This is a genomic window from Bacillus cereus group sp. BceL220 (assembly GCF_051776965.1).
GTDB classification, from domain to species: Bacteria; Bacillota; Bacilli; order Bacillales; family Bacillaceae_G; genus Bacillus_A; species Bacillus_A cereus.
This window is the reverse complement of record NZ_JBPWBC010000001.1, coordinates 117,628-131,484: the sequence shown is the minus strand read 5'-3', so window position 1 is coordinate 131,484 and position 13,857 is coordinate 117,628. Positions and strand designations below refer to the sequence as shown.

Here is a 13,857-nt window from a genome sequence, read left to right as displayed (position 1 = left end):
TGAGTATGAGCAATCGAAAAGTTCCGTTACGAAAATGTATCGCGACGCAAGAGATGAAATCAAAACGAGAGCTCGTTCGCATTGTTCGTTCCAAAGAGGGCGAAGTGTCTATTGATTTATCTGGAAAAAAATCAGGACGAGGTGCATATTTGTCAAAAGATAAAGAATGCATTATGCAAGCTCAAAAGAAAAACATTTTGGAACATCATCTAAAAGCGAAAATCGACAGTTCTCTGTATGAAGAGCTTCTTGAGCTTGTTGAGAAGGAGTCGAAATAAGTGTCCGATTGGAAATCGTTTTTAGGACTAGCAAATCGCGCTCGAAAAATCATTTCGGGTGAAGAACTCGTTTTAAAAGAAGTACGAAGTGGTAAAGCAAAGCTCGTATTGCTTTCTGAAGATGCGTCAGCGAACACTACTAAACGTATCACTGATAAAACGACGTACTACAACGTACCAATGAAAAAAGTCGAAAATCGACAACAATTAGGGCATGCGATTGGGAGAGACGAGCGAGTCGTTGTAGCTGTGTTAGATGAAGGCTTTGCGAAAAAGCTACGTAGCATGCTCGATACAAATTACCGGGGGTGAAGGTATGAGTAAAATTCGAGTACATGAATATGCAAAAAAAAATAATATCTCAAGTAAAGATCTTATGACAAAACTTAAAGAGATGAATATCGAGGTTTCGAATCATATGACAATGTTAGAAGATGAAGTAGTAAATAAATTAGATAATGAATATAACACTGGAGCGGAAAAACCTTCTGTTGCAGATGAGTTTGAAGTAGAAGAGAAAGTTGTTCGCAGTAAAAAGAACAGCAATAAGAAAAAGAAAAAAGGCAAAGGAAATGAAGACAAACGTCAAGATAACTTTGCTGGAAGACAACAAACGCAAATAGTAGAAACACCAGATAAAATCACTTTCTCTGGAAGCCTTACAGTAGGTGAACTTGCTAAAAAGTTAAGTAAAGAGCCATCTGAAATTATTAAAAAGCTCTTCATGCTTGGAATTATGGCAACAATTAACCAAGACTTGGATAAAGATACAATTGAGTTAATTGCTACTGATTACGGTATTGAAGTAGAAGAAGAAGTAGTTGTAAGTGAAACTGAGTTTGAAACATTCATTGATGAGCAAGATGATGAAGAAAACTTAAAAGAGCGTCCAGCTGTTGTTACGATTATGGGACACGTTGACCATGGTAAAACAACATTACTTGACTCAATTCGTAATTCAAAAGTAACTGCTGGCGAAGCGGGTGGAATTACTCAGCATATTGGTGCATACCAAGTTGAAGTAAATGATAAGAAAATTACATTCTTAGATACGCCTGGTCACGCGGCATTTACAACGATGCGTGCTCGTGGTGCGCAAGTAACTGATATTACAATCCTTGTTGTTGCAGCTGATGACGGTGTTATGCCTCAAACAGTTGAAGCGATTAGCCATGCAAAAGCAGCTGGAGTACCAATTATTGTTGCTGTGAATAAAATGGATAAACCAGCGGCGAATCCTGATCGTGTAATGCAAGAATTAACAGAATATGAATTAGTTCCAGAAGCTTGGGGCGGAGATACAATTTTCGTACCAATTTCTGCAATCCAAGGCGAGGGAATTGACAACTTGCTAGAGATGATTCTTCTTGTAAGTGAAGTAGAAGAATATAAAGCAAACCCAAATCGTTATGCAACGGGTACTGTAATTGAAGCACAGCTTGATAAAGGTAAAGGAACTATCGCGACATTATTAGTTCAAAACGGTACACTTCGAGTTGGAGATCCAATCGTTGTTGGAACTTCATTCGGGCGTGTTCGTGCAATGGTAAGTGATATTGGTCGTCGTGTAAAAGTTGCTGGTCCATCAACTCCTGTTGAAATTACAGGTTTAAATGAAGTACCACAAGCTGGAGATCGTTTCATGGCATTCGCTGATGAGAAGAAAGCTCGTCAAATCGGTGAATCACGTGCACAAGAAGCGTTAGTTGCACAACGTGGTGAGAAATCTAAATTAAGCCTTGAAGATTTATTCCAACAAATCCAAGAGAGCGATGTAAAAGAAATCAACTTAATCGTAAAAGCAGACGTACAAGGTTCTGTTGAAGCGATGGCAGCGTCACTTCGTAAAATTGATGTTGAAGGCGTAAAAGTTAAAATCATTCACACTGGTGTAGGTGCGATTACAGAATCTGATATCATTTTAGCTTCTGCATCTAATGCAATTGTAATTGGATTTAACGTACGTCCGGATGTGAACGCGAAGCGTACAGCTGAATTAGAGAACGTTGATGTTCGCTTACACCGCATTATCTACAAAGTAATCGAAGAAATTGAATTAGCAATGCAAGGTATGCTGGATCCAGAATTCGAAGAAAAAGTAATCGGTCAAGCGGAAGTTCGTCAAACATTCAAGGTAACAAAAGTTGGAACAATCGCAGGTTGTTACGTAATTGACGGTAAAATTACACGCGATAGTGGCGTTCGTATTATCCGCGATGGTATCGTAATTTTCGAAGGACAACTTGATACGTTAAAACGTTTCAAAGACGACGTAAAAGAAGTTGCACAGAACTATGAGTGTGGTATTACAATTGAGAGATATAATGACCTTAAAGAAGGGGACATCATTGAAGCATACGTTATGGAAGAAGTGAAGCGATGATTGTCGCTTCACTCTCATTCGAGTGTATGATTTACGATGTGCATTCTTTAAAAGAGAAACGGGCAATTTTGCAACGAGTGCTAACTCGTGTGAAACAGCGCTATAATGTAGCTGTTTCTGAAGTTGGGCATCAAGATGTATGGCAACGTACAGAAATTGCGGTTGTTTCCGTATCCTCAAATCGTGTTATCTGTGAAAAAGAAATGAATCGTGTACTGGAGTACATCGATTCATTTCCTGAAATTGAACGTACGATAACACAATTGGAATGGTATTGAATGAGGTGAAGAGTTATGAAATTACGTGCAAACCGTGTAGGCGAGCAAATGAAAAAAGAATTAGGCGACATCATTAGTCGTAAAATTAAAGACCCACGTATCGGATTTGTTACAGTAACAGATGTACAAGTGAGTGGTGATTTGCAAATTGCCAAAGTATATATTTCTGTTTTAGGTGACGAAGAACAGAAAGAAAATACGTTAAAAGGTTTAGCGAAGGCAAAAGGCTTTATTCGTTCAGAAATTGGCCAACGTATTCGTCTTCGTAAAACACCGGAAATTACCTTTGAGTTTGATGAGTCTATCGGATATGGTCATCGAATTGATACACTTTTACATGAAATTAATAAAGACGGTAAACGTGAAGAATAATGGATAGACATTTGTCTATCCATTTTTTCAATGCAAAATAAGTTTTGGATATTTACTACGAAAGAATTATGATGAGGTGAACATATATGGAAGGTGTAGTATTATTACATAAGCCAAAAGGCATGACATCACATGATTGTGTATTTAAATTAAGAAAGATATTGCGAGAAAAGAGAATTGGTCATACGGGAACATTAGACCCAGATGTAACGGGAGTATTACCACTTTGTGTGGGGAGAGCAACGAAGATTGCACAATTTTTAACAAGTGAAACGAAAACATATGAAGGTGAAGTAACATTAGGGTTTTCAACAACAACAGAAGATGCATCTGGTGAAGTTGTGGAGAAACAAGATGTAAACCGTGTTATTACACGTAAAGAAGTAGAAGAGGTACTAGCGGAATTAACAGGTACGATTGAACAAATGCCACCAATGTTCTCAGCTGTAAAAGTAAACGGGAAAAAATTATATGAATATGCAAGAGCAGGACAAGAGGTGGAACGTCCAGTTCGTACAATTACGATTCATGAATTCGTATTACTTGATGACCGTGAAGTTTTTGAAGGAGAAAATATTTCATTCCGTTTCCGTGTAACGTGTAGTAAAGGAACATATGTAAGAACGTTAGCGGTAATGATCGGGGAGAAACTTGGTTTCCCATCACATATGTCTCACCTTGTAAGAACGGCATCTGGTGAATTTTTATTAGAAGATTGCATATCATTTGAAGAAATTGAAGAAAACGTGCAAAATGGAACAGTAGAGTCTATCTTCATTTCAATTGATGAAGCATTAAGTAAGTTTCCAAAAATGGTTGTAGATGAAAAGCAAGCAGAGAAAATCAAGAATGGTATGTTCTTAAAGAATGAATTAGAAATAACAGCACCATTTATTACAGTGTTTGATAAAAATGATCGTTGCTTAGCAATTTATGAACATCATCCGAAACATCCTGGCATGTTAAAGCCAATGAAAGTACTTGTGAATAATCAAGAACTAAAGCTATAATGAATTATTGGAAGGATTATTACAGAAAAAGGTGAATTCAAGCGTGAAACTTATTCATTTAACTCATCCACATGAACAAAATAAATTAGAATTACCACCTACTGTAATGGCATTAGGATTTTTTGATGGCATTCATTTAGGACATCAATGTGTAATTCGAACTGCGAAAAAAATAGCGGACGACCGAGGATATAAAAGTGCAGTTATGACATTTCATCCTCATCCATCTGTTGTTTTAGGGAAAAAGGATGCGCATGTGGAGTATATTACACCAATGCGTGATAAAGAAAAAATAGTCGAAAGCTTAGGAATCGATATATTATATGTGATTAAATTTGATGAATCATTTGCAGGGTTATTACCACAACAATTTGTAGATGATTATATTATTGGTTTAAATGTAAAGCATGTAGTAGCAGGGTTTGATTATTCATATGGACGTTTAGGAAAAGGAAAGATGGAGACTTTACCATTTCATGCAAGAGGGGAGTTTACACAGACTGTGATTGAAAAAGTTGAATTTCAAGAAGAGAAAGTAAGTTCTACAGCATTACGAAAGTTAATTCGAAATGGCGAAATGGAACAAATTCCATCTATTTTAGGTAGAGCCTATACTGTAGCGGGAACAGTTATACACGGCGACAAACGTGGGCGTCAAATTGGTTTTCCAACAGCTAATGTAGGTTTAAGTGATGAGTATTTATTGCCACCTGTAGGTGTTTATGCAGTGAGATTAAAAGTTCACGATGAATGGTACGATGGTGTATGTAATATTGGATATAAACCGACTTTTAAAGAAGATGAGCGTCAATTATCAATTGAAGTGCACTTATTTGAATTTAACAAAGATATATACGATCAAAATGTTACAGTAGAGTGGCATATGCGTATAAGAGAAGAGAAGAAATTCAATGGCATTGATGAGTTAGTTGAACAAATCGCAAAAGATAAGAAAACAGCACAAGAATATTTTGCGAGCGAAAAGAATATACTTGCTTTTTCAAATGAAAAGTAGTATTCTATGTTATGTACTTTATGACAACCATTGCTTGGCATTGCGACTCACCGACGCTTGCTAGGTAATTGGGGGTTTAATTAATAGGAGGTGAAATAGGATGGCTTTAACACAAGAGCGTAAAAATGAAATCATTGCACAATTTAGAACTCATGAGACTGATACTGGTTCTCCAGAGGTTCAAATTGCTGTCCTAACGGAGCAAATTAACACTCTAAACGAGCACTTACGTACTCACAAGAAAGATCATCATTCACGTCGTGGTCTATTAAAGATGGTTGGTAAACGTCGTAATTTACTAACTTACCTTCGTAATAGCGATATCACACGTTACCGTGAATTAATCACAAAGCTTGGCTTACGTCGATAGTCAAAGAAGCGGGAATATTCCCGCTTTTTTGTTAGGTAAAAATATATCTTCTACGCTTTATAGCTTACTTAATTTTAGGCAATACTAGAGGTAGAATATTGTGATATACTATCCATTTACATAGAAGAATTGAATACTTTAAATTGAGAGGGGTACTTAAATGAGTCAAGAAAAGCAAGTCTTCTCGATAGATTTAGCTGGTCGCCAGCTAACAGTTGAAACTGGTCAGCTTGCCAAACAAGCGAACGGAGCAGTATTAGTAAGATATGGCGATACAGCGGTTCTATCTACAGCAACTGCATCAAAAGAAGCTAAAAATGTAGATTTTTTCCCACTTACAGTAAACTATGAAGAGCGTTTATATGCAGTCGGAAAAATTCCTGGCGGTTTTATTAAGCGTGAAGGTCGTCCAAGTGAAAAAGCAATTTTGGCAAGTCGTTTAATCGACCGTCCAATTCGTCCGCTATTCGCAGATGGTTTCCGTAACGAAGTACAAGTTGTCAGCATTGTAATGAGTGTTGATCAAGATTGTTCTTCTGAAATGGCAGCTATGCTTGGTTCTTCATTAGCGTTATCGATTTCAGATATTCCATTTGAAGGTCCAATCGCTGGTGCGACAGTTGGTCGTATTAATGGCGAATTCGTTATTAATCCAACAGTAGAACAGCAAGAACAAAGTGATATCCACTTAGTTGTAGCTGGTACGAAAGATGCGATTAACATGGTTGAAGCAGGAGCAGATCAAGTGCCTGAAGAAACAATGTTAGAAGCAATTATGTTTGGTCATGACGAAATTAAACGTTTAATTGCATTCCAAGAAGAGATTGTACATGCTGTAGGTAAAGAGAAATCAGAAGTGAAACTTTATGAAGTTGACGCTGATCTTAATCAAGCTGTACGTGAAATGGCTGAGAAGGATATGCATTCTGCAATTCAAGTACATGAGAAACATGCACGTGAAGATGCAATTAACGAAGTGAAAAAGCGTGTAATTGAGCATTACGAAGCTGAGGAAGCTGACGCTGATACATTAGGACAAGTAAATGAGATTTTATATAAAATTGTAAAAGAAGAAGTACGTCGTCTTATTACAGTTGAAAAAATTCGCCCAGATGGCCGTAAAGGTGACGAAATCCGTCCTTTAGCATCAGAGGTTGGTATTTTATCTCGTACACACGGTTCTGGTTTATTCACACGTGGACAAACACAAGCATTAAGTATTTGTACATTAGGTGCATTAGGCGATGTGCAAATTTTAGATGGTCTTGGTGTAGAAGAATCAAAACGCTTTATGCACCATTACAATTTCCCATCATTTAGTGTTGGTGAAACAAGACCGATGCGTGGACCAGGTCGTCGTGAAATTGGTCACGGTGCACTAGGAGAGCGCGCACTTGAGCCTGTAATTCCATCTGAAAAAGATTTCCCATACACAGTACGCCTTGTATCTGAAGTATTAGAATCAAATGGTTCTACTTCACAAGCAAGTATTTGTGGTAGTACTTTAGCAATGATGGATGCGGGTGTTCCACTTAAAGCTCCAGTTGCAGGTATTGCAATGGGTCTGGTTAAATCTGGTGAGCATTACACAATTTTATCTGATATTCAAGGTATGGAAGATCATTTAGGTGATATGGACTTTAAAGTAGCAGGTACAGCACAAGGTGTAACTGCGCTGCAAATGGACATTAAAATCGATGGTTTATCACGTGAGATTTTAGAAGAGGCATTACAACAAGCGAAAATTGGTCGTGTGCACATTCTAAATCATATGTTATCTGTTATTGCAGAGCCACGTACTGAATTATCAGCTTACGCTCCAAAGATTATTACAATGACAATCAACCCAGATAAAATCCGTGACGTTATTGGACCAAGCGGTAAACAAATCAATAAAATTATTGAAGAAACTGGCGTTAAAATTGACATCGAGCAAGATGGTACAGTATTCATTTCATCAATAAATCAAGAAATGAACGACAAAGCTAAGAAGATTATCGAAGATATCGTTCGCGAAGTACAAGTAGGTGAGATCTACGAAGGAAAAGTGAAACGTGTTGAGAAATTTGGTGCTTTCGTTGAATTATTCAGCGGTAAAGATGGATTAGTTCATATTTCTGAACTTGCACTTGAGCGTGTAGGTAAAGTAGAAGACGTTGTGAAAATCGGTGATGTAATTACAGTTAAAGTTATCGAGATTGACAAGCAAGGTCGCGTAAATCTATCTAGAAAAGTATTGCTAAAAGAAGAGCAAGAAAAAGAAGCTGCTAAAGAAGAAAACAAACAAGAGCAGCAATAAGTAAAAGCCAGTTAAACTGGCTTTTTTTGTTATGTAAAAAACATGATGTTCATATATTTTTATGTCGGTATAGGTATAGTTTTCATTATAACGCTCAAATTAACAAAGATAAGAAGAAAATGTTTTTATATAGTTAATTTGGGAGGGTTTATATGAAAGTTCGTATATTGGCATACATATGTATATTTTCTTTATATGTCAGTTTAGGCTCTTATTCTGTTTTTGCACAAGATAACTTGCATGAAGAAATTCAAAAGCATGCAAAACAGTATGAGATTGCACCTCAAAATGCGATGATTGATAAAATATGGAAGGCAACACCTGGATATAATGGAAGACAAGTGGATATTGAAGCATCGTATAATAATATGAAGAAGCTAAAGGAATTTGATCAAAAATATCTTGAATTCAAAGAAGTCTCACCGAGTGTTCATTTGGAAGATTTATCACCAGCTCCAATTTATAGAGGGCATCCAAATAAAAAGATGGTAGGATTAACAATAAATGTGGCATGGGGAAATGAGTATTTGCCTCGCATATTAGAAATCTTGAAAAAGCATGATGTGAAGGCCACTTTCTTTTTAGAAGGACGTTGGGTGAAAGAAAATTTGCGATTTGCAAAAATGATTGTCGATGCAAAACAAGAAGTTGGAAATCACTCATACACACACCCTAATATGAAAACGTTATCGTCAGATGAAATACGAGATCAGTTACAAAAAACAAATCGAATGATAGAAGTAGCAACGAATCAAAAAGTAAGATGGTTTGCCCCGCCGAGTGGAAGCTTTCGAGATGAAGTCGTAAAGATTGCAGATGATTTTCAAATGGGAACGATTATGTGGACTGTAGATACGATTGATTGGAAGCGACCTGAGCCGGATGTACTATTGCAGAGAGTAATGAGAAAAATACATCCAGGTGCTATCATATTAATGCATCCTACTTCGTCTACAGCAGAGGCTTTAGAAACAATGATTACAAAATTGAAGGAACAAGGATATAAAGTGGGGAATATAACTGAATTACTGGATGAAAAACGTGTGGATTAAATACATTTGCATGACATTCATCCTTAAACTTGTTATCATTAAATAATAGCGTTTTATTTAGAGAAACTGGCAGTAGGAGGAAAGTTTTTGATTAAAAAATATACTTGTAAAAATGGTGTAAGAATAGTTATGGAGAATATACCAACTGTAAGATCGGTTGCAATTGGTATTTGGATCCATGCGGGATCAAGAAATGAAAATGAAAAAAATAATGGGATTTCTCACTTTTTAGAGCATATGTTCTTTAAAGGGACAGAAACACGTAGTGCACGAGAGATTGCAGAATCATTTGATAGCATTGGTGGTCAAGTGAATGCATTTACTTCAAAAGAATATACTTGTTACTATGCAAAAGTATTAGATGAGCATGCTAAATATGCTCTAGATGTTTTAGCAGATATGTTCTTTAATTCAACATTTGATGAGGAAGAACTGAAAAAAGAGAAGAATGTCGTATGTGAAGAAATTAAAATGTACGAAGATGCGCCAGATGATATTGTGCATGATATGTTAACGAAAGCAACATATGAAACGCATCCACTTGGATATCCTATTTTAGGAACAGAAGAAACGCTTAATACGTTTACAGGTGATACGTTACGTCAATATATAAAAGATCATTACACACCTGAAAATGTAGTTGTATCAGTTGCAGGAAATATTGATGAAGCATTTTTACAAACAGTGGAGCAATATTTCGGTAGTTATGAAGGAACAACAAACCGTGAACAAGTACATAGCCCAATTTTCCATTTCAATAAGGTAGCCCGTAAAAAGGAAACGGAACAAGCTCATTTATGTCTAGGATATAAAGGCTTACAAATGGGACACGAAGATATTTATAACTTAATTGTATTAAATAATGTTTTAGGAGGTAGCATGAGTAGCCGTTTATTCCAAGAAGTACGTGAGCAACGTGGATTAGCTTACTCGGTATTTTCTTACCACTCTTCTTATGAAGATACAGGTATGTTAACACTTTACGGTGGAACAGGTAGCCAACAATTAGATACACTGTATGAAACAATGCAAGAAACATTAGAGACATTGAAAAATACAGGTATTACAGAAAAAGAGCTTATGAATAGTAAAGAGCAATTAAAAGGAAACTTAATGTTAAGTTTAGAAAGTACAAATAGCCGTATGAGCCGTAACGGTAAAAATGAATTGCTTCTTCGTAAACATCGTTCACTTGATGAGATTATTGAAAGTGTAAACACTGTAACAAAAGAAAATGTGGACGGATTAATTCGCAACATGTTTACTGATGAATTCTCTGCGGCACTTATTAGTCCAGACGGAAAACTTCCAAAAGGAATAAAACTATAATCGATTTTTATGATGTATCTGATAATAACCTTATCTCTTTTTAAATGAGAGAAGGTTATTTTTTTTATACATATAGAATAGGTACTAATTATAGACAACGCAAATGAAAAATTCAGTAGGGGAGTGGAGTATGTATGCGATTAAGTGAATTAAGTGGTAAAGAGGTTGTAGATATAGAAAAAGCGGAAAAAATGGGAGTCTTAGGTTATATGGATTTAGAGATTAATGAGAAAGACGGACAAATACAAACACTTATAATACCTGTAGGGAAGTGGGGAGGTTTTAAAAAGGAACCACAAGAAGTAAGGGTGGCATGGAATCAAATAAAGAAAGTCGGACATGATATGCTTCTTTGTGATAGTATAGATCGTTCAAATTCGGAGTGAAGGATGGCCATTTTGGTCATCTTTTTTGTATCTACATAGAAACCTGATAAATCATATGTGCATTTGGATTTTCAATCACCATAAACTCGTACATTACATATGATGTGGAGGAAAAAGAAAAAGTAGGCACTTTTCTTATAAATGACAGAAAAAGAAGGTGAATTAGGGAATGTTGACTGAGATGCATATTGCTGTCATAGGAGGAGATGCAAGGCAGCTAGAAGTAATTCGTAAGCTAGTTGAATTGGATGCGAAACTTTCTTTGATAGGGTTTGATCAGTTAGATCATGGTTTCACAGGGGCAGCAAAAGAAAGTATACAAAATTTAGATTTCACTTCTGTAGACGCAATAATTTTGCCGGTTGCAGGCACAAATGCTAAAGGAGAAGTAGATACTATTTTTTCAAATGAAAAAGTTTCAATAACGAAAGAACAAATTGAAAATACACCAGAACACTTTACTATATATTCGGGTATTGGTACACCTTACTTGGAAAATCTCGTATCTACTACGAACCGAAAACTTGTTAAATTATTTGATCGTGATGATGTGGCAATATACAATTCTATTCCAACTGTAGAAGGTACATTAATGATGGTAATTCAACATACCGACTATACAATTCATGGGTCCAATGTAATGGTTCTAGGATTTGGTAGAACAGGAATGAGTGTTGCGAGAGCATTTCAATCATTAGGAGCCCATGTCAAAGTTGGAGCAAGACGATCTGAACATATTGCACGTATTACAGAAATGATGTTTTCTCCTTTTCATATGCAAGACATAGAGAAAGAAGTAGGGAATATCGATATTGTAATCAATACAATTCCGCACCTCGTTGTAACAGCGAATGTTATTGCAAAAATGCCAGCTCATACGTTAGTGATTGATTTAGCTTCTAAACCAGGTGGTACTGACTTTAGATATGCGGAAAAAAGAGGAGTCAAAGCGTTGCTAGCACCTGGATTACCAGGTATTGTTGCTCCCAAAACGGCTGGGCAAATTTTAGCAAATGTTCTTTCTCAGTTATTAGCAGCAGATGCAATTGCAAAGGAGGAAAAGAAATGAGTTTGAAGGGGAAACGAATTGGTTTCGGATTTACGGGTTCACATTGTACGTATGAGGAAGTTATGCCGCACTTAGAAAAATTAATTGCTGAAGGGGCAGAAGTACGTCCCGTTGTTTCATACACTGTTCAATCAACAAATACTAGATTTGGAGAAGGAGCAGAGTGGATTAAGAAGATTGAAGAAATAACAGGTTTTAAAGCAATTAATTCAATTGTTGGAGCAGAGCCACTTGGACCTAAAATTCCATTAGACTGCATGGTAATCGCTCCTTTAACAGGAAATTCTATGAGTAAATTTGCAAATGCAATGACAGATTCTCCAGTACTAATGGCAGCAAAAGCGACGCTAAGAAATGGCAAGCCTGTCGTATTGGCAGTTTCGACGAATGATGCTTTAGGATTAAATGGGGTAAATCTAATTACACCAACAAGGTGACGACAAAGCATAAACGCTTATATGTCGCCATCTTGAGGGAGCTTAGGGTAAAGCACAAGTTCGAAATCATCAAGTCTTTGCCACTTTTCCTTTTTATAAACAGCCTTTTCTAAAACTGACTTTAGGAGGCTGTTTTTCTTTTTGGGATCATCTGTTTTAAAGTACAGATCAAGAACATGCTCCACTTGAGGTATTGTATCTTTCTTCACTTTTTCCTTCTTAATTTCGGTTTTAATTTCTTTCTTTAAGTTTTCCATAGTGGAAGTAATTTCAGTTATACGGTCAGAAACTACATTCGATCGTTCTAAAAACATATCGACTGTGTAAACGCCACGTTCTAATAAATCATGTAAATTATTTTTTTGTTTTTGGACATCCACTAATTCTTTTTCAAGCTTGCGTAATGCAGCTTCATTCATTTGAATGACTTGTGTTTCTTTGAATTTGTCATCTTGCTTATGTTTTTCAAAATCAGCTTTATAATTGATGTACCATTCTTTTAATGCCTCGAGTAAACGTTTCTCGATTAATTCAGTATAACTTGATTTGTTTTCACAGCCACGGTGTTTACAATCCATCGTTTCTTTTCGGTTCTTCGGATAACGTTGGACCATACTGTAACCACATTTAGAGCATTTAATAATACCAGCTAGTGGATTTTTAATTCCGTTCGTATTGTAAGGAATGTGATATCTTGAGTTTAATTTTTCTTGTACTTGTTCAAATAGACTTTCAGGTATGATTGGTTCATGTTTGCCATCAGCAATAATCCAATCTGATTTATCTTGTCTTGCACAGCTACGCTTCACAGCATCAGGACGTTTTACTTCTTTTCGCTTTTGCCACGTTACTTTTCCAATGTATACATTGTTCTTTAATATATCTAAGATGCTGTAGGGATTCCATTCATTACCTAGCTTACTTTTGTAGCCAAGATCATTTAACTTGCTTCGGATTGCGTTAGCGCCCATATCCTCATTTGCATACCAATCAAATATCATTCTTACAACTGAAGCTTCTTCTGGATTAATCGTTAAAGTACGTTCTCGCTTATTTAAGCGATGGATATCATATCCGAATGGTGCATGTGTACCAAGATAATTCCCAGCCTCTACACTGGCGACACGACCTCGTTGCATACGTCGTGTAATAATCTTTAACTCCTTACGAGCCATAAACGCTTCAAATTCGCTGTATTCTTCATCCCACTCATCATTAAGGTCATAAGTCTTCCTAGGTGTCATAATCTTCGTATTCGAGCGTTTAAACGTCTCTAAAATGATTCCTTGTTCTTTCATACCACCACGACCTAAACGGTCCATATCCATACAAAGAACAACATCATATTTGTTATCTTCAATTTCTTCAAGCAATGCTAACATCTCAGGTCGTTTCACTAAACTCTCACCAGAAACGATTTCCTCACGAACAGTTAAAATATTTAAGTTCATTTCCTTGGCAATTTTCAGCAGGGTAGAGCGGTGTTTTGCTAATGTTTCGCCTTCGCCGCGTGCTTCGGCTTCGAGATCCGCGCGGGATTTTCTTAGGTAGATTGCGGTTTTCATAGTTAGACCTCCTT

14 protein-coding genes and 1 pseudogene are annotated in these 13,857 nt (G+C 36.5%); 14 read left to right on the top strand and 1 reads right to left on the bottom strand.

Features of this window, described 5'->3' with window-relative positions:
* Positions 1–5: 5 nt before the first annotated feature.
* The 14 genes and pseudogenes from rnpM to dpaB all read left to right on the top strand — a co-directional run.
* The gene (gene rnpM / locus ACS2FK_RS00655; protein WP_000071125.1) at positions 6–278 is read left to right on the top strand and encodes an RNase P modulator RnpM; all 273 of its coding nucleotides are present in this window, start codon (positions 6–8) and stop codon (positions 276–278) included.
* Entirely contained in the window at positions 279–590 is a 312-nt protein-coding gene (locus tag ACS2FK_RS00650; protein WP_001286522.1) for a YlxQ family RNA-binding protein, read from the top strand.
* Between the two features lie 4 nt (positions 591–594).
* A complete protein-coding gene (gene infB, locus ACS2FK_RS00645; RefSeq protein WP_000036347.1) occupies positions 595–2,661 on the top strand; it encodes a translation initiation factor IF-2 in 2,067 nt (688 codons plus the stop codon).
* The gene (locus ACS2FK_RS00640) at positions 2,658–2,939 is read left to right on the top strand and encodes a DUF503 domain-containing protein (protein ID WP_000634350.1); all 282 of its coding nucleotides are present in this window, start codon (positions 2,658–2,660) and stop codon (positions 2,937–2,939) included. Before infB ends, ACS2FK_RS00640 begins: the two co-directional genes overlap by 4 nt.
* A gap of 15 nt (positions 2,940–2,954) precedes the next feature.
* Positions 2,955–3,311, top strand: a complete 357-nt coding sequence (rbfA, locus tag ACS2FK_RS00635) for a 30S ribosome-binding factor RbfA (RefSeq protein ID WP_000776437.1) — start codon at positions 2,955–2,957, stop codon at positions 3,309–3,311.
* 86 nt (positions 3,312–3,397) lie between these two features.
* Positions 3,398–4,321 carry a tRNA pseudouridine(55) synthase TruB gene (truB, locus tag ACS2FK_RS00630; RefSeq protein ID WP_000399362.1) on the top strand — a complete coding sequence of 308 codons (924 nt, stop codon included), beginning with the start codon at positions 3,398–3,400 and terminating at the stop codon, positions 4,319–4,321.
* Positions 4,322–4,364: 43 nt separating this feature from the next.
* Complete coding sequence (gene ribF, locus ACS2FK_RS00625) at positions 4,365–5,336, top strand: bifunctional riboflavin kinase/FAD synthetase (RefSeq protein WP_000766703.1); 972 nt, start codon at positions 4,365–4,367, stop codon at positions 5,334–5,336.
* Between the two features lie 100 nt (positions 5,337–5,436).
* Positions 5,437–5,706 carry a 30S ribosomal protein S15 gene (gene rpsO, locus ACS2FK_RS00620; RefSeq protein ID WP_001229392.1) on the top strand — a complete coding sequence of 90 codons (270 nt, stop codon included), beginning with the start codon at positions 5,437–5,439 and terminating at the stop codon, positions 5,704–5,706.
* 160 nt (positions 5,707–5,866) lie between these two features.
* Entirely contained in the window at positions 5,867–8,005 is a 2,139-nt protein-coding gene (gene pnp, locus ACS2FK_RS00615; protein ID WP_063548473.1) for a polyribonucleotide nucleotidyltransferase, read from the top strand.
* A 152-nt stretch (positions 8,006–8,157) separates the two neighbouring features.
* Positions 8,158–9,057 (top strand): polysaccharide deacetylase family protein, encoded by a 900-nt coding sequence (locus ACS2FK_RS00610; protein ID WP_000868222.1) that lies wholly within the window; start codon positions 8,158–8,160, stop codon positions 9,055–9,057.
* 87 nt (positions 9,058–9,144) lie between these two features.
* On the top strand, positions 9,145–10,386 hold the full coding sequence (locus ACS2FK_RS00605) for a M16 family metallopeptidase (RefSeq protein ID WP_000593001.1): 1,242 nt from the start codon (positions 9,145–9,147) through the stop codon (positions 10,384–10,386).
* Between the two features lie 134 nt (positions 10,387–10,520).
* A complete protein-coding gene (locus ACS2FK_RS00600) occupies positions 10,521–10,772 on the top strand; it encodes a YlmC/YmxH family sporulation protein (RefSeq protein WP_001239757.1) in 252 nt (83 codons plus the stop codon).
* Between the two features lie 169 nt (positions 10,773–10,941).
* Positions 10,942–11,841 carry a dipicolinic acid synthetase subunit A gene (gene dpaA, locus ACS2FK_RS00595; protein WP_063548471.1) on the top strand — a complete coding sequence of 300 codons (900 nt, stop codon included), beginning with the start codon at positions 10,942–10,944 and terminating at the stop codon, positions 11,839–11,841.
* Positions 11,838–12,263: pseudogene (gene dpaB / locus ACS2FK_RS00590) on the top strand (dipicolinate synthase subunit B); the annotation flags it as partial. The gene dpaA and the pseudogene dpaB, both read left to right, overlap by 4 nt.
* A 32-nt stretch (positions 12,264–12,295) precedes the next feature.
* On the opposite strand, the gene ACS2FK_RS00585 reads toward dpaB, so the two are convergent.
* Positions 12,296–13,843, bottom strand: a complete 1,548-nt coding sequence (locus tag ACS2FK_RS00585; protein ID WP_063548469.1) for a recombinase family protein — start codon at positions 13,841–13,843, stop codon at positions 12,296–12,298.
* Positions 13,844–13,857 lie beyond the last annotated feature (14 nt).